Annotated in this window: 17 protein-coding genes and 1 pseudogene; 8 read left to right on the top strand and 10 right to left on the bottom strand. The window is 64.0% G+C overall.

The window, feature by feature from the left end:
- Positions 1-6 precede the first annotated feature (6 nt).
- A complete protein-coding gene (locus RFM40_RS10965) occupies positions 7-1,347 on the top strand; it encodes an ATP-binding response regulator (protein ID WP_320226528.1) in 1,341 nt (446 codons plus the stop codon).
- A gap of 114 nt (positions 1,348-1,461) precedes the next feature.
- Here the strand turns inward: RFM40_RS10965 and RFM40_RS10960 are convergent, their stop codons facing one another.
- Positions 1,462-2,145: a response regulator gene (locus RFM40_RS10960; protein WP_126099704.1), complete on the bottom strand. Its 684-nt coding sequence runs from the start codon at positions 2,143-2,145 to the stop codon at positions 1,462-1,464.
- 303 nt (positions 2,146-2,448) lie between these two features.
- Between RFM40_RS10960 and RFM40_RS10955 the strand changes: the two genes are divergently transcribed.
- From RFM40_RS10955 to RFM40_RS10940, 4 genes are read left to right on the top strand one after another with little or no spacing between them, the layout of a single operon-like run.
- On the top strand, positions 2,449-3,147 hold the full coding sequence (locus RFM40_RS10955; RefSeq protein WP_320277536.1) for a fumarylacetoacetate hydrolase family protein: 699 nt from the start codon (positions 2,449-2,451) through the stop codon (positions 3,145-3,147).
- Between the two features lie 3 nt (positions 3,148-3,150).
- On the top strand, positions 3,151-3,801 hold the full coding sequence (gene maiA / locus RFM40_RS10950) for a maleylacetoacetate isomerase (protein ID WP_320226526.1): 651 nt from the start codon (positions 3,151-3,153) through the stop codon (positions 3,799-3,801).
- Positions 3,791-4,270 (top strand): DUF4262 domain-containing protein, encoded by a 480-nt coding sequence (locus RFM40_RS10945; protein ID WP_320277535.1) that lies wholly within the window; start codon positions 3,791-3,793, stop codon positions 4,268-4,270. The genes maiA and RFM40_RS10945 overlap by 11 nt, the downstream gene beginning before the upstream one ends.
- A gap of 51 nt (positions 4,271-4,321) precedes the next feature.
- On the top strand, positions 4,322-5,362 hold the full coding sequence (locus RFM40_RS10940) for a zinc-dependent alcohol dehydrogenase family protein (protein ID WP_320226524.1): 1,041 nt from the start codon (positions 4,322-4,324) through the stop codon (positions 5,360-5,362).
- A 14-nt stretch (positions 5,363-5,376) separates the two neighbouring features.
- Here the strand turns inward: RFM40_RS10940 and RFM40_RS10935 are convergent, their stop codons facing one another.
- On the bottom strand, positions 5,377-6,264 hold the full coding sequence (locus RFM40_RS10935) for a DMT family transporter (protein WP_320226523.1): 888 nt from the start codon (positions 6,262-6,264) through the stop codon (positions 5,377-5,379).
- A gap of 103 nt (positions 6,265-6,367) precedes the next feature.
- Here RFM40_RS10935 and RFM40_RS10930 point away from each other — a divergent pair, with 103 nt between their 5' ends.
- On the top strand, positions 6,368-7,792 hold the full coding sequence (locus tag RFM40_RS10930) for an aminotransferase-like domain-containing protein (RefSeq protein ID WP_320226521.1): 1,425 nt from the start codon (positions 6,368-6,370) through the stop codon (positions 7,790-7,792).
- Between the two features lie 241 nt (positions 7,793-8,033).
- Here RFM40_RS10930 and RFM40_RS10925 read toward each other — a convergent pair whose 3' ends face one another.
- The 3 genes from RFM40_RS10925 to RFM40_RS10915 all read right to left on the bottom strand — a co-directional run bounded on the left by RFM40_RS10925 (position 8,034) and on the right by RFM40_RS10915 (position 10,474).
- Positions 8,034-8,531 carry a MaoC family dehydratase gene (locus RFM40_RS10925; protein ID WP_127859867.1) on the bottom strand — a complete coding sequence of 166 codons (498 nt, stop codon included), beginning with the start codon at positions 8,529-8,531 and terminating at the stop codon, positions 8,034-8,036.
- 151 nt (positions 8,532-8,682) lie between these two features.
- Positions 8,683-9,111 (bottom strand): phasin family protein, encoded by a 429-nt coding sequence (locus RFM40_RS10920; RefSeq protein WP_292301055.1) that lies wholly within the window; start codon positions 9,109-9,111, stop codon positions 8,683-8,685.
- A 67-nt stretch (positions 9,112-9,178) separates the two neighbouring features.
- Positions 9,179-10,474 carry a DUF445 domain-containing protein gene (locus tag RFM40_RS10915; protein ID WP_320277534.1) on the bottom strand — a complete coding sequence of 432 codons (1,296 nt, stop codon included), beginning with the start codon at positions 10,472-10,474 and terminating at the stop codon, positions 9,179-9,181.
- Between the two features lie 210 nt (positions 10,475-10,684).
- Here RFM40_RS10915 and rirA point away from each other — a divergent pair, with 210 nt between their 5' ends.
- Complete coding sequence (gene rirA / locus RFM40_RS10910; RefSeq protein WP_126099695.1) at positions 10,685-11,146, top strand: iron-responsive transcriptional regulator RirA; 462 nt, start codon at positions 10,685-10,687, stop codon at positions 11,144-11,146.
- Between the two features lie 292 nt (positions 11,147-11,438).
- Here the strand turns inward: rirA and RFM40_RS10905 are convergent, their stop codons facing one another.
- The 5 genes and pseudogenes from RFM40_RS10905 to hemP all read right to left on the bottom strand — a co-directional run bounded on the left by RFM40_RS10905 (position 11,439) and on the right by hemP (position 15,564).
- The gene (locus RFM40_RS10905) at positions 11,439-12,227 is read right to left on the bottom strand and encodes a heme ABC transporter ATP-binding protein (RefSeq protein ID WP_320277533.1); all 789 of its coding nucleotides are present in this window, start codon (positions 12,225-12,227) and stop codon (positions 11,439-11,441) included.
- A gap of 7 nt (positions 12,228-12,234) precedes the next feature.
- Positions 12,235-13,335 carry a FecCD family ABC transporter permease gene (locus tag RFM40_RS10900; RefSeq protein WP_320226982.1) on the bottom strand — a complete coding sequence of 367 codons (1,101 nt, stop codon included), beginning with the start codon at positions 13,333-13,335 and terminating at the stop codon, positions 12,235-12,237.
- A 6-nt stretch (positions 13,336-13,341) separates the two neighbouring features.
- Positions 13,342-14,235, bottom strand: coding sequence for a heme/hemin ABC transporter substrate-binding protein (locus tag RFM40_RS10895; RefSeq protein WP_320226981.1), 894 nt, complete (start codon positions 14,233-14,235; stop codon positions 13,342-13,344).
- Positions 14,236-14,246: 11 nt separating this feature from the next.
- Positions 14,247-15,307, bottom strand: a pseudogene (locus RFM40_RS10890) (hemin-degrading factor).
- A 50-nt stretch (positions 15,308-15,357) separates the two neighbouring features.
- On the bottom strand, positions 15,358-15,564 hold the full coding sequence (gene hemP, locus RFM40_RS10885) for a hemin uptake protein HemP (protein ID WP_320226979.1): 207 nt from the start codon (positions 15,562-15,564) through the stop codon (positions 15,358-15,360).
- Positions 15,565-15,763: 199 nt separating this feature from the next.
- On the opposite strand from hemP, the gene RFM40_RS10880 reads away from it, so the two are divergent.
- On the top strand, positions 15,764-16,671 hold a 908-nt coding region (locus RFM40_RS10880), incomplete at its 3' end, for a TonB-dependent receptor plug domain-containing protein (RefSeq protein ID WP_320277532.1).

The raw sequence follows: 16,671 nt of genomic DNA, 5'->3' as shown, positions 1-16,671 counted from the left end.
ACTGCCATGCCGCTTCGTGATATCGACGACATCGAGAAGCTGAAGAAGATCAACGCCGCTCTCGTCGGCCGCGTCGAACGCTCGATGGACCAGCAGGTCAACGCTTTCTCGTTGTTCCAGACCGCGATCTCGCTGGAGAACCAGGTGCGCACCCGCACCGAGGAGTTGCATACGACGCTGCGTCGGCTCGAGCGGTCGAACATCGAGCTCAGCGCCGCAAAGGAAAACGCCGAACTGGCGAACCTTTCCAAGACCAGGTTCCTCGCCGCCGCGAGCCACGACGTGCTGCAACCGCTCAACGCCGCGCACCTGTCGGTCTCGGCACTCGCCGAAGTGCAGACCAGCGAAGAAGGCAAGAAGCTGGTGCGCCAGGTCGAGCGCTCGCTGGAGACGATGGAAGATCTGCTGCGCACGCTGCTCGACATCTCCAAGCTCGACGCCGGCGTGGTCCAGCCCGAAATCGGCGACGTCAGCCTGGAGGCGCTGTTTTCCTCGCTGCGTTCGGACTTCCTGCCGGAGGCGCAGAAGAAAGGCTTGTCGCTGAAATTCCGGCCGGTCAATGTCGTCGTCCGCTCCGACCGCACCCTGCTGCGCCGCATCCTGCAGAACATCCTCTCCAACGCGCTGCGCTACACCCGCTCAGGCGGCGTGCTGGTCGGCACCAGGCATCGCGGCGACACCATCCGCATCGATGTCGCCGACACCGGCTGCGGCATCCCTGACGACCAGCGCGAGGCGGTCTTCGAGGAGTTCCATCGCGGTATCTCGACCCTTGTCGACGGAGGACTTGCTGGCGGTCTGGGCCTCGGCCTGGCGATCGTGCGCCGCATGGCCGCGGCACTCGGCCACCCCGTCACTTTCTCCTCGAAGGTCGGGCGCGGCACGATCTTCCACATCGACGTGCCGGTCGGCATGGGCGCCGCTGCCGAGCCGGCGGCAGGCGCCGCCGACATGGAGCGGCCGCGCGGCTACGGCCTGTTCGGCACCAAGGTGCTGCTGGTCGAGAACGACGCCGATGTGCTGAGCGCCATGTCCTCGCTGCTCGAGCGCTGGCAATGCCTGGTGCGCGCCGCCACCTCGACCGACGATGCGCTCGACCTCATCGGCGACACCGACTGGGTTCCCGACATCGTCATCGCCGACCAGCATCTCGACGGCGGCGATCTCGGCACCTCAACAATAGCCGAAGTGCGCGACTATCTCGGCCGCCCGGTGCCGGCGCTGATCGTCACCGCCGACGGCTCCGAGCTCGTCGCCAAGGCCGCCCGCGCCGCCGGCATCGAGCTGATGCGCAAGCCGCTGAAGCCCGCGCAGCTGCGGGCGCTCTTGGCGCATCTGCTGGCTTAAAAAGCATGTCTCCCGAAAGTGGAACCGGTTTCGGGACAAAGACATGCGTAAAATCAAAAACCTAAAGTGCACGGAGCGAACCTGAAAGATCGCGACGCGCTTTAGGACTGTCCCTCAAAACCCCGCCTGATCGCGAAACAGCTCCGCATTGTCCAGCTTCGAGACCTCGATCACCGCCTGTGTGCGGCTGTAGACGTTGAGCTTGCGCAAAATCTCCGAGACATGCGCTTTCACGGTGGTCTCGCCCACCTGCAGCTCATAGGCGATCTGCTTGTTGAGCATGCCCTGGCGCAGCATTTGCAGCACTCTCAGCTGTTGCGGCGTCAGCCTCGCCAGGCGCTGCACCATGTCGGCACGGTCGGTGCTGTCGGCGTCCGGCGGCTGGCCCTCGTAGTTTTCCGGCACATAGACGGCGCCGTCCATAACCGAACGGATGGCGGCGGCGAGATCGCTCTTGCGCGCCGATTTCGGGATGAAGCCGGCGGCGCCGTAGGACAGTGCCTCGGAAATGATCTTCGGCTCCTCATAGCCCGACACGATCACCACCGGCAGCCGCGGATAGCGGGTCCTGAGCTGCAGCAGTCCCTCGAAGCCATGCACGTCAGGCATACTCAGATCGAGGAGCGCGAGATCGAACGGCTTTGCGTCGGCCAGAAGTTCGATCGCCTCCGCGATCGAGCGCGCCTCGACCGTGTCGACATCCGGGTAGGCCATCTGCACAGCGCTGTGCAGCGCCTCGCGAAACAGCGGGTGGTCGTCGATGATCAGGAAGCGGGCGCGATCGCTGACGGCGGTCATTTTATAGGTTCGGACATCGGTTCGGTTTTCAGGCACAGGATAGTCCCGTGACCATGGACAGATTATTGCCAAATAGTACATCGCCGAAAGTCGCGGTGTCGGCAAAACGACAGGCCAATGATTTCCGAGGCTTAGCGCATGACCCCGAAAATCGGAACCATTTTCGGAAAGGATCATGCGCCAAATCAAGGTGCTACAGCGTCCTTTGCGCATCCGAAAGGACGCGCGGCGCTGTAGTGCCTTGCTCGCTCGTCGAAATCGGCCGAATGTGCAGGCAGATTCATGCCAACGCAGAGAAAGCCCATGACAGACTTCGTCCTTCCGCCGCCAGCGATCGCTTCGGTTGCCGTCGCCGGCTCGGCGGAGCGGTTTGCCATGCGCCGCATCTTCTGCGTCGGCCGCAATTACGCGGCACACGCACGCGAGCTCGGCAATGACGAGCGCGATCCGCCCTTCTTCTTCACCAAGCCGGCCGACGCCGTTGTCGACAGCGGCGCCGAGATCCCCTACCCGCCTTTGACCTCAAATCTCCACCATGAGATCGAGCTGGTCGTCGCGATCGGCAAGGCCGGATTCGGCATTCCCCGCGCCGAGGCCCTTGCCCATGTCTGGGGCTATGGCGTCGGCATCGACCTCACCCGCCGCGACCTGCAAGACCAGGCCAAGAAGGCGGCGCGGCCGTGGGACTGGTCGAAGGCATTCGACCGCTCAGCGCCCTGCGGCCCGCTGCTTCCGGTCGCAAAGTCAGGCCATCCCGAAAAGGGCCGCATCTGGCTCGCCGTCAACGGCGAGGTAAAACAGGATGGCGACCTCGCCGAGCTGATCTGGCCTGTTGCCGATGTCGTTGCGATCTGCAGCGAGGCGGTCGAGCTTCAGCCGGGCGATCTGATCTTCACCGGCACGCCAGCCGGCGTCGGCGCGGTTCACGCGGGCGACAGGATCACCGGCAGCGTCGATGGTGTCGGCACCATTGAAATCACGATCGGCCAGCCGAGATCGTAAGCGATGAGCGATCTCGTCCTCCACAACTACTATCGCTCCTCCACCTCTTATCGGGTGCGGATCGCTCTGGAGATGAAGGGGCTGAGCTATACCTACGTGCCGCATCATCTGCGCCATGGCGAGCATCTCGAGCCCGCCTACCTCGCGGTCAACCCGCAAGGGCTGGTGCCGGCGCTGGTGCTGGACGACGGCACCCTTCTGACGCAATCGCTGGCAATCGTCGAATATCTCGACGAGATCGCGCCCGAGCCGCCGCTGCTGCCGAAGGATCCGCTGGGCCGCGCCCGCGTCAGGATGCTGGCGCAGATGATCGCCTGCGACATCCATCCGGTGAACAATCTGCGCGTGCTCACCTCGCTGCGTACTCTGTTCGGCGCCGGCGACGAAGATGTCGTCAACTGGTTCCGGCACTGGGTGAACGAGGGTTTCCAGCCGCTTGAGAAGATTCTGGCTTCGTCGCCTGAGACCGGCACTTTCTGCCACGGCGAAACGCCCGGGCTGGCCGACATCTGCCTCGCCGCCCAGGTCACCAACAACGCGCGCTTCGGCGTCGACATGGCGCCCTACCCGGTGATCGCGCGCATCCACGCCGCCTGCATGGCGCTGCCGGCGTTTCAGAAGGCGGCGCCCCAGAACCAGATCGATGCCGAATAGAGAAGCCAAGGACGCGGAGGAAGCCAAGGCACTCGCCGATATCGAAGCGTATGGCTGCCACATCCTCTATGTGCTGGAGGACGATGAGCATCCGCCATTCGCTTACTCGGTAGGAATGGAGCACAATTTCAAAGTTCCTGAATTGGTTGTAATCGGGCTGAAACCGGAGCTTTCGCTGACCATCATTAACGAGTATTGCCGACGCGTGCGCAGCGGCGAGAGGTTCAATGTCGGAGAGCGAGCGTCGGGTTTCCTGGGTGGTGGCTTCGACTGCCAGTTCGGCACCGTCCATCCGGACCATTATCCGGAATACTTCGGTTGGGACATCTGGTTCTACGACGGTTCGGATTTCCAGGTCATGCAACTCGTGTTTCCGAATACCTCCGGCATCTGGCCGTGGAACCCCGAAGCCGACGAGTGGTTTCGCAAGCGGCGGCCACTTCTCGACCAGCCGCCATCGTCAACTTAGACCGCTCAAACCCGCACTGCTTTTGAACTGGAAACATATGAAAGCGCTCCCATGAAAGCTGTCGTCTTCGAAAAATTCGGCGAGGCGCCGACCATCCAGACCGTGCCCGATCCGAAGCCGGCGGCCGATGGCGTCGTCATCAAGGTCGAGGCGACCGGCCTCTGCCGCAGCGACTGGCATGGCTGGATGGGCCATGACGACGGCATCACGCTGCCGCATGTTCCCGGCCACGAACTGGCGGGCGTCGTCGTTGCCGCCGGCAAGCAGGTGAGCCGCTGGAAGGCTGGCGACCGCGTCACCGTGCCGTTTGCCGTCGGCTGCGGCCGCTGCTTCGAATGCACCTCCGGCAACCATCAGGTCTGCGAGCACCAGACCCAGCCGGGCTTCACCGGTTGGGGCTCGTTCGCCGAATATGTCGGCATCGAGCATGCCGACACCAATCTGGTGCGCCTGCCCGACGAGATGGAATTCGCCACCGCCGCCAGCCTCGGCTGCCGTTTCGTCACCTCCTTCCGCGCCATCGTCGACCAGGGCCGGGTGACGCCGGGCGAATGGGTGGCGGTGCATGGCTGCGGCGGCGTCGGGCTGTCGGCGATCATGATCGCCAGCGCCATGGGCGCCAATGTCATTGCCATCGACCTCACCGACGAGAAGCTGGAGTTTGCCAAAAAGATTGGCGCGGTGGCGACCATCAACGCCTCGACGACGCCGAATGTGGTCAAAGCGGTCAAGCAGATCACCAATGGCGGTGCGCATATGTCGATGGACGCGCTCGGCCACCCGACCACCTCGTTCAACTCGATCGCCAATCTGCGCCGGCGCGGTCGCCACGTTCAGGTCGGGCTGATGCTCGGCGAGCATGCCCGCCCGCAGGTGCCGATGGACAAGGTGATCGCCTTCGAGCTCGAAATCCTCGGCAGCCACGGCATGCAGGCCTACCGCTATACCGCGATGATGGAAATGATCCGCACCGGCAAGCTGAAGCCCGAGCTATTGGTCGGCAAGAGGATCAGCCTCGAAGAGGCGCCGGCCGCGCTAATGGCGATGGGCGGTTTCGAGGGTATCGGCATCGGCGTGGTGACGAAGTTTTAGGAGGAGCAACACTGTCATTGCTCGGTTACTTGCCGGGAGGACTTTGCAAATTTCTTCGCCCCGAACACGCACGCCACCACTCCGAGCGTGACGACCATCATCAGCGGACTGACTTGTTCGTGTAGTAAGCTCGCCGCCAGCGCCAGGCCGAAGAAGGGCTGCAAGAGCTGCAACTGCCCCACCGCGGCAATGCCGCCCTGCGCCAGGCCCCGGTACCAGAATACGAAGCCGATCAGCATGCTGAACAGCGAGACATAGGCGAGGCCGATCCATGCGCCGGAGCCGACGCCGGCGAAGGACGGCGGCAGCATCACAAAAGTCAGCGCCAGCATGACCGGCAGCGACAGCGCCAGCGCCCAGCAGATCACCTGCCAGCCGCCAAGCTTGCGCGACAGCGCCGCCCCCTCGGCGTAGCCCAATCCGCAGGCGATGATGGCGGCGAGCATCAAGCTGTCGCCGACCGGTGATGCGGTGACGCCCTGCGTCAGGGCAAAACCCGCAACGAGCGCGCTGCCCAGGCACGAAAACAGCCAGAAGGCCGGGCGCGGACGCTCGCCGCCGCGCAGCACGCCGAAGATCGCTGTCGCCAGCGGCAGCAGGCCGACAAAGACGATGGAATGCGCCGCGGCGACATGTTTGAGCGCCAACGCCGTCAGCAGCGGAAAGCCGACCACGACTCCCAGCGCAACGATAACCAGCGAAACCAGGTCCGCTCGCTCGGGGCGCTTCTCGCGGAACAGGAGCAGCATCGCAATCCCGAGCAGGCCGGCGATGGCGGCCCGGGCCGCGGTCAGGAAGGTCGGGTCGAAATCCATCACCGCCACACGCGTCGCCGGCAGCGAGCCGCTGAAGATCAGCACCCCGATAAAGCCGTTGAGCCAGCCGTTCAGACCCTTATCCATCCATCTGCTCCGTTTGCGCTTCCGTACCGGCGCAGGGCATGGTGTCGCCAGAGACAATGGAGTACAATTCAGTAAAACTGTAATGGTCTGCAGAGGAGTACAGATGGACACGCCCGACCCGAATGCCGGCAGCGGAACGCTCGTCGAGACGGTCATGGCGGCAATCCGGCAACGGATGGCCGCGCGTATCCTGACGCCAGGCGCCCGCCTGCCCTCGATCCGCGCCTTCGCCGGCACCATGCAGGTATCGAAGTCGACCGTGGTGGAGGCCTATGAACGGCTTGCCGCTGAAGGCACGATCCGCTCGCGGCCTGGATCAGGTTTCTTCGCCGCCGGCCCGCTCGCGCCGCTGTCGCTGTCCGAAATCGGTCCGCGGCTCGACCGCGCCGTCGATCCGCTCTGGGTCTCGCGGCAGTCGCTGGAAGCGGGCGAAGAGATGCTGAAACCGGGCTGCGGCTGGCTGCCGGCCTCATGGATGCCCCAGGCCGCCTTGCGCCGCTCCTTGCGCAGTGCCGCGCGCACCGACGACGCGACGCTTGCCGACTACGGCACGCCGCTCGGCCTGCCGGCGCTGCGGCAGCTTCTCGCCCGCCGCCTGTCGGCGCATGGCGTCGAGGCTTCGCCGGATCAGATCATGCTCACCGAATCTGGAACGCAGGCGATCGACCTGTTGTGCCGCTTCCTGCTCGAGCCGGGCGACACCGTGCTGGTCGACGACCCCTGCTACTTCAATTTTCATGCGCTGCTGCGCGCCCACCGGGCAAAGGTCGTCGGTGTCCCTATGACGCCGTCGGGGCCTGATATCGACCTGTTCGCGCAGGCGCTCGCCGAGCACCGGCCGCGCCTCTACATCACCAATTCGGCGCTTCACAATCCGACCGGCGCAGTGCTGTCGCCGGTGGTTGCCCATCGGCTGCTGAAACTCGCCGACCAATCCGATCTCGCCATCATCGAAGACGACATCTTTGCCGATTTCGAGCACACGCCGGCGCCGCGGTTGGCGGCCTTTGACGGGCTCGGCCGCGTCATCCAGATCGGTTCTTTTTCGAAGACGTTGTCAGCCTCGGTGCGGTGCGGCTTTGTCGCCGCGCCCCGCGACCGGATGGAAGGGCTGATCGACCTCAAGATCGCCACCACTTTCGGTGGCGGGCGCCTCGCCTCGGAACTGGTGCTGACCCTGCTCAAGGACGGCAGCTACCGCAAGCATGTCGAGCAGTTGCGCGCCCGCCTGGCGCGCGCCATGGCCGAAACCGCCGGTCGGCTGAAAGCGATGGGCATCATGCCCTGGATCGACCAGCCGACAGGCATGTTCCTGTGGTGCCGCCTGCCGGAAAACATCGATGCCGCCGATGTTGCCCGCCATGCGCTGGCGGACAATGTCGTGCTGGCGCCCGGCAACGCCTTCAGCCTGTCACATACCGCCGGCCGCTTCATGCGCTTCAATGTCGCCCAATGCGAGGATGAGCGCATCTTCAGGGTGCTCGAAAAAGCGATGGCGGCATCTCATCGCAAAATTGCATCCGTATGATGGAAGGTTGCTGAGCCGGAAGTTGGCAGACCGCCTCAGAGTCCGTTCGAAACTCCCTCCTGTGAGTCAGATGATAGTGTCGCCGAGAACCGGAGCGGAGCGTACTTTTGGCTACGCGAACACCGGCCTACGCCGGCCGTAGCCTTAACCGAGGACCACTCATGAGTGCTTCGGCCGGCGAAGGCCGGAAGCGCAGAAGGCGCCTTCAGAAGGCCGCAGGGGTAGAGTCTCCAAACAGCCTCTAAGCGCCCGCCCGCTTGCGGCGCTCATACATCATCACCAGCGTCTCGGCGGTCAGCGCCGGCTTCTGCTCGCCTTCGATCTCGACGGTGTTCGCAGCCTTCATCAGGTACTGGCCAGGGCCGCGGTCCTCCATGGACAGCAGCGTCGTGCGCAGCCTGATGCGCGCGCCGGACTTCACCGGCGCCAGGAAGCGCACCTTATCGAAGCCATAATTGAAGGCGGCCTGCGTGTTTTCCGGCACGATGCCCATCTCCAGCGCCAGCGCGCCGATGATCGACAGCGTCAGATAGCCATGCGCGATCGTAGTGCGAAACGGGCTCTGCCGCTTCGCCCGCTCGGGATCGACATGGATCCATTGATGGTCGCCCGTGCATTCGGCGAACTGGTCGATGCGCTGCTGGTCGACCGTCGTCCAGTCCGACACGCCGATCTCCTGGCCGGCCATTGTCCGCAACTGTTCGAAGGTCGGCGGCGTTCTCGGCCGATTTTCCGTCATTCCTGCTTTCCCGGTGGCTTCTGCCAGTCTCCCGACCATGAACCGGCGGCTCCTGTCAATTCGCGGCCCCACGATTTCGCTTTTGGACGCGATTTCACCCTTAGAGTTGACGGTTTTACGGCAGGCAGGGAACGCGGAGCCGCGCGCCGGTTCAATTCCTGTCGTAGCCGGCGCGGATTTCCGCCATCGCGTCCTTGATCCTGTCACGCAGGATTTCGACCGATTCGGTGCCGGATTTCCGGACCAAGTCAGCGACCTCGCCGGCATTCTTCAGCGTTGTCTCGAAGGATTTCCTGGCGAATTCCACCTGCTTTGTCATCAACTCCTGCGGATTGCCCGGGGCTTGGTAGTTCTGCGCCATCCGGGTGATTTCGCCGAGCGCCTCCTGCACCATCTCGTGCTGCCTCGACAGAACGGAGGACGCGCCGGCAGCACTTGCCCTGGCCGACTTTTCCAAAGCCTCGAGATTCTTGCGGTGATGATCGAGGATCGCCTGGACGTCGACCTTCGGCAGCTTCAGGTCGCGGCCGAACCTGCTGAACATGTCCAGGAAAGAATCGGATTCCGGTTGTCTTGCCATGTCGTTGCCTCCCGATCCGCCGCTGTTGCGGCGCCCGCTAGGGAGAATAGTGCGCGCCCGGCCCGCGTCAATTGAGGAGAAACAGCCGCTCGGCCGTATAAAGTACCAAACCGGCCAGGCCGCCGATCACCATGCCGTTGAAGCGGATATATTGCAGGTCCTTGCCGATGTTCGCCTCGATCAGCCGCGTCAACTGAGCCAGGTCCCAGCGCTTGACCTGGTCGGCGATGAATTTGGACACACCGCTCTTCTGGCTCTCGACGAAGGAAGCGAGCGCCACGACGAAGCCTTGGTTCATGTCGGCCCTGATCTGCGCGTCGTCGGCCAGATGCCGCCCGACCTCGACGAACATGTTGGCAAGGTGCTCGCGGATCATCGAATTCGGCGCGTTGGCGTCCTGCTCGATGAACAGGCGCAGGCTTGCCCACATGTCGCCGGCCAACGCCTGAACCTCCGGGCGGCCGAGGAAATCGCGCTTCAGCTTCTCGGCGCGCCTTGCATATTGCTTGGATGTCCTGAGCCGCTCGATGAAACCGAGTGCGAAACGGTCGAACTCGGCGCGCATCGGATGATCGGGATCGCCCCGCACCTCATCGAGCAGCGATCCGGCGGAAGCGACGATCTTCTTCAATAGATAGGCGTCGGCGCGAAACAGGTTGAAGAGCGACGGCAGCTCCTCGCGGATCTTTTCACGCATTGTCGCCAGCGCCTTCTCGTCGTTCAGGAAACGCCCGACCACCCTGGTGAACTCGTCGAACAGCTTTTGATGGCGGCGGTCGTCGGTGAGCGCCGACAACAGCTCCGCGGCTAAAGGTGCCAGCGGCACCCTTTCGACCTGCTCCAGCATGCGGCTGGTGACGAAGTCGCGCAGCCCGGACTGCTCCACCGCGGCAAGAGTCTGCGGCACCAGCCGGGCGACGAAGCGCGACAGTCCGGCGGCCCGTTCTGCGTCGGCCAGCCAGTCGGCGACCAAAGCGGCAAAGTCGACCTCTGCGAGTTTTTCCCGCACCGGCTCCGGCGCCAGGAAATTGGCCTCGATGAAGCGCCCGAGATTGTCGGCAATGCGGTGCTGGTTCTCCGGGATGATGGCGGTGTGCGGGATCGGCAGCCCCAGCGGCCGCCTGAACAGCGCAACGACGGCATACCAGTCGGCGAGGCCGCCTATGGTCGCCGCCTCGGCGAACGCGGCGACGAAGCCGAGCCATGGATAATTGCCCTCGAAAGACTTGGCGAGCGCGAAGACCAGGATGCATAGGCCAAGCGCCGCGGCGGCGATGAACTTGGTCCGCCGCAATGCTGAAAGCTTTGCCTGCGCATTGGCATCGAATCGAACCGGCGCGAGCACCTGAGCTGATTGTGACATGGAAAGCCGTTTCCTCTTTGCACCCGGACTTATCTAGGGCCCGCGCCGGCGAAACGCTCGCTCAAAGCGCATTGGCGCATATTGGGCCCTCTACGCGTCGGCATGCACAAAAAGTTGACACGTTTATTCAGCTATGTGGCGGTCCAGTCTGGAATTGTTCCAAACTATGGGCCATATTCGGCCCAAGCTAATGTTTTCGCGAGGACTACCATGCGGCTCACGCGCCAGACCAACTATGCGATGCGCATCCTTATGTATTGCGCCGCGAACACCGACAGGCTGAGCCGCATCCCTGAGATCGCCGCCGCCTATTCTGTTTCGGAGCTGTTCCTGTTCAAGATCCTGCAGCCGCTGGTCGAGGCCGGTCTGGTCGAAACCGTGCGCGGCAGGAACGGCGGCGTAAGGCTCGGCCGCCCGGCCGAGCAGATCAACCTGTTCGATGTCGTGCGCGTCACCGAAGAGAGCTTCGCCATGGCCGAATGTTTCGAGAACGACGCCGCCGAATGCCCGCTGGTCGACAGCTGCGCCTTGAATTCGGCGCTGCGCGAGGCGCTCAACGCCTTCTTCGCCGTGCTTTCCCGCTACACGATCGCCGATCTCGTCGCCGCGCGCCCGAACGTGCGTCACCTGCTCGGTATCGATCTCCTGGAACAGCGCGCTCCGGCGGCGTAGTCGCGCTCTAGCGGCTTGGTTCTCGAGGGGCGCCGTCGCCCATGACTTCGTCATTCTAGGGCGGAGCAAGGAGCGAAGCGACGCAGCGCAGACCCTAGAATCTATGCCGTGACGTTTGAGCGCCGCTACGATGCAGAATTGGCGACATCGGCGCCAGCGACCCTTCTGGATCGCCGCATGCTTGTTTGATGTAACGGATTGGATCCTCGGGTCTCCGCGTCCGCTTCGCTCCCGCTCCGCCCGTGGACGACGAAATTGGGAAGGCTTCGGCAAATCTTCCTCGCCGCCAAGCCTAAGCTGCCGATTGCGGCAGCACGAAAGGCATATTGGCGGCCGGCAGCGCGCCGACCTTGAGGCGGCAGTCGAACACCTTCTCGATCAATTCGTCGTTCAGCACGTCCGTCGGCGAGCCGGCAGCCGCCAGTTGGCCATGATGCAACACGAAGATACGATCCGCATACATCGCCGTCAGGTTGAGGTCGTGCAGGATCGCCACCACACCGCCGCCGCGGCGGGCGAAATCGCGGGCGATGTTCATGATGATAAGCTGGTGCTTGACGTCGAGGCTGGAAACCGGCTCGTCGAGGAAGAGGTAGCGTGGCCTGCCTTCCAGCACCGGCGCCCAAACCTGGCAGAGCACGCGGGCAAGCTGCACGCGCTGCTGCTCGCCCCCGGAAAGCTCCTGGTAGAAACGGCCGGCGAAGCCGTCGAGATCGACGCGCGCCAGCGCCCGCTCCGGCAGCCGCGCATCCTCGCCGGGCAGCACGCCGGAGCGGCCGCCGATCAGCCCCAGGCGAACGATCTCGCGCACCGTGAACGGGAAGGACAGCGTGGTCGACTGCGGCAGCACGGCGCGAAGCGTCGCTGCCTCCACCGGCTTCATCGCGGCAAGATCGCGACCGTTGAGGGTAACCGTGCCGCTATAGGAAAGCTCGCCCGTCAGCGCCTTGAGCAAGGTCGTCTTGCCGGACCCGTTCGGTCCGACGATTGCCGAGATCTCTCCCGGCCGCGCGGCAAAATCGACATGGGAAACGATACATTTGCCGCCGATCGCCACGGAGATGTCGCGTGCTTCGATCATCGGCGGCTCACAAATCGACGATGCCGCGCTTGCGCAGCAGTATCCACAGGAAGAACGGAGCGCCGGCGACCGCCGTGACGATGCCGATCGGCAGTTCGGCGGGCGCGACGATGGTGCGGGCGACCGCATCGGCGAGCAGCAGCAGCGAAGCACCGAGCAAGGCCGAAGCCGGCAGCAGATAGCGGTTGTCCGGACCGATTGCGAGACGCAGCAGGTGCGGCACGACGATACCGATGAAGCCGATGCCGCCGCTGACGGCGACCGACGCGCCGACCGCCGCCGACACCCCGACAATGGCCGTGTATTTCAACCGCTGCACCGGAACGCCGAGATGGCCGGCGGTCGCCTCGCCGAGCGCCAGCGCATTGAGGCCGCGCGACAAGAAAGGCATCGTCGTTAGCGCCAGCACGATCACCGGCCCGACGGTACCGATCTTCGGCCATGTCGCGCCGGCGAGCGAGCCGAGCTGCCAGAAGGTCAGATCGCGCAGTTGCCGGTCGTCGGCCATGAAGATCAGGACGCCCGTGAGCGCCATGGCGAGAGCGCTGATGGCGAGACCAGCAAGCAGCATCGTGGCGACCGACGTCCGTCCCTGGCGCGTGGCGATGGCGTAGAGCAGCAACGTCACCGCGAGGCCGCCGAAGAATGCCGCGAGCGGCAAAGCGAACGTGCCGAGCGCAAGCGTGACGGGCGCAAGCCATGTGGTGCCGAGCACAATGATTGCTACCGCCCCGAGGCTGGAGCCTGCCGAAACACCGATCAGGCCGGGATCGGCAAGCGGATTGCGGAACAATCCTTGCATTACTGCGCCGCAGACGGCGAGCGCTGCGCCGATCAGCACGCCGAGCAGCACGCGCGGCATGCGGATGTCATACACGATCAGCTGGTCGCGCGCCGCAAGCGCGCCATCCGACGGCACGGCGCCGGTGAACCAGTCGCGGATGACGCGGACGGCCGACGCGTCGGAAGCGCCCGACGTCAGCGACAGGAATATGGACAGCGCAAGCGCGACAGACAAAAGCAGGATGACGACCCTTGCCCTTGCCGAGCGGTCGCCATCGGCTGCCATGGTCCTGCTCGCCGACCCTGCAATCGACTGTTCGGCCATGGCCGCTCAGTCCGTGACCTGGTTGCCGTAGAGCGCGACGGCGAGATCGTGAATGGCCTCTGCCGTACGCGGCCCGAAGCCCAGCAGATAGCCGCCATCCATGCTGATCGCCTTGCGGGCAGTTCCGGCGGGCGTCGAGGCGATCGACGGATTGGCAAACAGCTCATCCTCGGAGATCGGCGGTCCGGCGTTCCTCATCGTCAGGATCACATCAGGCCTGGCGGTGACGATCGCCTCGTCCGACATCTGTTTGTAGCCGGAGAAACCCTCGACCGCGTTGACCGCGCCGGTAAGTTTGATGATGCCGTCGCCGGCCGTGTCGCTGCCGGCGGCAAGGATCTTGCCGCCCTGCGTCGACAGCACGAACAGGATGCGCTTGCGCTCTTTGATCGAAGCCGTCTGCTTCTCCGCCGCCATCAGCCTCGCATCCATCTCGGCCGCCAGCTTCTCGGCCTTGGCGTCGACGCCGAGGGCCTTGCCGACGACGCGGATCTTTTCGAGGATGCCTTCATGACTGTAGTGGTCGGGCACCTCGATGAAAGGCACGCGCGATTTCTTCAGCACATCGACGGTTTCCTTCGGGCCGCTGCCATGCAATGCGAGGATTCCGGTCGGATTGACCGACAGCACGCCCTCCGGCGACAGCGCACGCATATAGCCGACATCGGGCAGCTTGAGCGCGGATTGCGGGAAGGAGCTGGTCGAATCGCGGGCGACGAGATGGCCCTCCTCGCCGAGCGCGTAGACGATCTCGGTGATCGAGCCTCCGATCGAGGCGATCCGCGAGGTATCGGAAAAGACGGCAGCACCTTCGTTGGCTTTCGCAGATAAAGTAGCGAAAGCGAGCAGAACGCCAAGCGTCGGCGCGAGCGCCGGCCGGAAACTGAAAACAACACGCATTGGGTCTTGCCTCATGCAGCGGTCGGGTTGGGAATGCGGGGCAGGTTCTCGGCGAGAAAACGCCAGTCCTCGCACTCGCCCTCGCCTTCTTGGCGTTTGCCGAAGAACTGGATGATCATGCCGCCGTTCGCGTCATAGGCCTCGAGCGAGGTGACATGGCCGTCCTTGGTCGGCTTGCGCACCGCCCAGACTTCATGGATGTGGTCGGTCCTGAGATGCAGGTGGAAGCTCTCGTCGAGCACGTTGATCCAAGGCCCCATCGGCTTGACCGACTTGACCGGGCCGGAATGGATCTGGATGCAGCCGCGGTTTCCCACGAAGCACATGATCGGCATCTCGCCTGCCGCCGCGTGGTGGAACATGGCTTGACGGCATCGTTGTCGAGCAGCCAGGCGTAGTCCTGTCCGACCATGCGCACTGCCTCGCGGCGATTAAGCTTCAGCGTCTTCAGCATGCCGAAGAACTGATGCACGTCGGTCATCCGGCTCCAACGGTCGCGCAGATCGTCGATGCTGGCCACCGAACCCTGCGCTTCGCCTTCTCCTTCGGGGTCGCTTGAGGCCACCGCGACAATCGGTTCCTGGTTCGGCGATTCAAGGCTCGCCACCAGCTTCTGGTAGGCATAGAGATTGGACGCCGGCCGCAGATGCACCTTGTGCACCGCCTCGCCCGATGCATCGAAGAACTGCAGGCTGCGGCGGATTTCGCCGCCGTCGCGCTTCTCGACCGCAAAACCATGCGCCCACACTTTCGGGAAGATGCGCAGGTCGATGTTCTCGCCGAGCACCATGGCATTGTGGTTGCCGGTGACGACCTTGTCGTAAACGCCGATCTTCTCGTGCACGGCACTCTCGTTGCGGGTCAGCGCCATCACCTCGCCAACCGCCTCAAGGCCGGTCAGCAGATCGTTGACGCGCGGCTCGACGCGCACGGCGCCTTGCCCGCAATGCGCCGCGACCAGCTCCGCTTCCGAAATGCCGAGTTGGGCTGCGAGATCGCGCTCGCGCAGCTTCGGATTGTCTTCCCGTGCACGCCGGATCCCTTCCGGCGACGGCTTCACGCGCTGGTCCATGTCGTCCACCTGCCCACTTTTGTCTGCGTTATTCCGCTTGCAGATCGTGCTTACTTGTTGAGGATCAGCTTGCCCTGGCGGGTGATCTTCAGCCGGTAGAGCGCGCCGTGATGCTCGATGCCGATCTCGTGCTCGCCCTGGAACAGCGTGTTGCTGGAGAGCGTCCTCACTGCCATCGGCACCCGCTCGTAGCGCATCTGCGTGTCGTCTGAACGGCGGGCGCGATAGCGGAAGTCGTTGGGATTGTGCGTGTTCATCGGGTCGCTCCTTCTGCTTGCCGGCATCTGGCCAGGCGCTTCGTAAATTGCCGATTCAATTCTTGACTCGAATAATCATGTTTACTAGTCAGTGCATTACCGGACTAAATGAGTCAACATTTAAGACGCCGGTCGTGATCAAAAATGCGAGCGAGCCCCGCGCCAGCCAGCATCGAGCCTGAAAATCTGGAGTTGGGGCATGGGGTTGGTGAATTGGGCACGGATGGGCCTGGCGGATGCGGGTCCAGGCTTCCGATCGACGGTAAGCGGCATTGCCATATTGATGGCCGGAGCAGCGGCAATCACGCTCGGCGTGCCGGCCGCGAAAGCGCAACAGGCCGCGCAGCCGGCGACCGGCCAGCACGCCGATCAAAAAAAGAAGGCCGATGAGAAAACCGCCGCCGAAGGAACGCTGCTCGACAAGATCCTGGTCATCAGCCGCACCGGCGAGACGGCGATCCAGTCGCTGGCATCGGCCAGCCACGTCGACCAGGAGCAGCTCGAGCGCCGCATGGCGACGACGCCGAACGAGATGCTGCTCGGCGTTCCCGGCGTCACCGTGCAGGCCGACGCGCGGCGCGTCAGCTCCAGCATCAACATCCGCGGCCTGCAGGATTTCGGCCGCGTCGCGGTGATCGTCGACGGCGCCAGGCAGGATTTCCAGCGTTCCGACCATGGCACGCAGTCGATCTTCTATGTCGATCCCGAGCTCATCAAATCCGTCGACGTGATCCGCGGCCCGGTCGCCAATACTTACGGCTCCGGCGCCATCGGCGGCGTCGTCTTCTTCGACACCAAGGACGCCGAAGACTTCCTCAAGCCTGAGGAAACCTGGGCTGCCTCCGTCACCGGGCGCTATGAAACCAACGGCAAGGGCTGGACCACCAGCGCCAGCGGCGCCTACCGCTTCAACGAGAACTGGGACGCGCTGGGCAACATCGTCCACCGCGACTATGGCGACTACAAGAATGGCGGCGGCGACACCGTCGCCGGCACCGGCTTCGACGTGCTGAGCGGGCTGCTCAAGACCACCATCCGTCGGTTGTGTGCGTCAAGTTCTGCAAAAAGGGGCGGCCATGAAGCTGGTCATGCGGCTTGGCGCAGAGC

Source organism: Mesorhizobium captivum, assembly GCF_033977165.1.
In the GTDB taxonomy this organism is placed as follows: domain Bacteria; phylum Pseudomonadota; class Alphaproteobacteria; order Rhizobiales; family Rhizobiaceae; genus Mesorhizobium; species Mesorhizobium captivum.
This window is presented reverse-complemented; position numbering and strand designations above follow the sequence as displayed.

What these genes read in the sequence shown, in the direction of transcription:
- RFM40_RS10965 (WP_320226528.1), top strand. Translation starts at nt 7, where the DNA reads ATGCCGCTTCGTGATATCGACGACATCGAGAAGCTGAAGAAGATCAAC.
- RFM40_RS10960 (WP_126099704.1), bottom strand. Translation starts at nt 2,145, where the DNA reads ATGACCGCCGTCAGCGATCGCGCCCGCTTCCTGATCATCGACGACCAC.
- RFM40_RS10955 (WP_320277536.1), top strand. Translation starts at nt 2,449, where the DNA reads ATGACAGACTTCGTCCTTCCGCCGCCAGCGATCGCTTCGGTTGCCGTC.
- maiA (WP_320226526.1), top strand. Translation starts at nt 3,151, where the DNA reads ATGAGCGATCTCGTCCTCCACAACTACTATCGCTCCTCCACCTCTTAT.
- RFM40_RS10945 (WP_320277535.1), top strand. Translation starts at nt 3,791, where the DNA reads ATGCCGAATAGAGAAGCCAAGGACGCGGAGGAAGCCAAGGCACTCGCC.
- RFM40_RS10940 (WP_320226524.1), top strand. Translation starts at nt 4,322, where the DNA reads ATGAAAGCTGTCGTCTTCGAAAAATTCGGCGAGGCGCCGACCATCCAG.
- RFM40_RS10935 (WP_320226523.1), bottom strand. Translation starts at nt 6,264, where the DNA reads ATGGATAAGGGTCTGAACGGCTGGCTCAACGGCTTTATCGGGGTGCTG.
- RFM40_RS10930 (WP_320226521.1), top strand. Translation starts at nt 6,368, where the DNA reads ATGGACACGCCCGACCCGAATGCCGGCAGCGGAACGCTCGTCGAGACG.
- RFM40_RS10925 (WP_127859867.1), bottom strand. Translation starts at nt 8,531, where the DNA reads ATGACGGAAAATCGGCCGAGAACGCCGCCGACCTTCGAACAGTTGCGG.
- RFM40_RS10920 (WP_292301055.1), bottom strand. Translation starts at nt 9,111, where the DNA reads ATGGCAAGACAACCGGAATCCGATTCTTTCCTGGACATGTTCAGCAGG.
- RFM40_RS10915 (WP_320277534.1), bottom strand. Translation starts at nt 10,474, where the DNA reads ATGTCACAATCAGCTCAGGTGCTCGCGCCGGTTCGATTCGATGCCAAT.
- rirA (WP_126099695.1), top strand. Translation starts at nt 10,685, where the DNA reads ATGCGGCTCACGCGCCAGACCAACTATGCGATGCGCATCCTTATGTAT.
- RFM40_RS10905 (WP_320277533.1), bottom strand. Translation starts at nt 12,227, where the DNA reads ATGATCGAAGCACGCGACATCTCCGTGGCGATCGGCGGCAAATGTATC.
- RFM40_RS10900 (WP_320226982.1), bottom strand. Translation starts at nt 13,335, where the DNA reads ATGGCCGAACAGTCGATTGCAGGGTCGGCGAGCAGGACCATGGCAGCC.
- RFM40_RS10895 (WP_320226981.1), bottom strand. Translation starts at nt 14,235, where the DNA reads ATGCGTGTTGTTTTCAGTTTCCGGCCGGCGCTCGCGCCGACGCTTGGC.
- hemP (WP_320226979.1), bottom strand. Translation starts at nt 15,564, where the DNA reads ATGAACACGCACAATCCCAACGACTTCCGCTATCGCGCCCGCCGTTCA.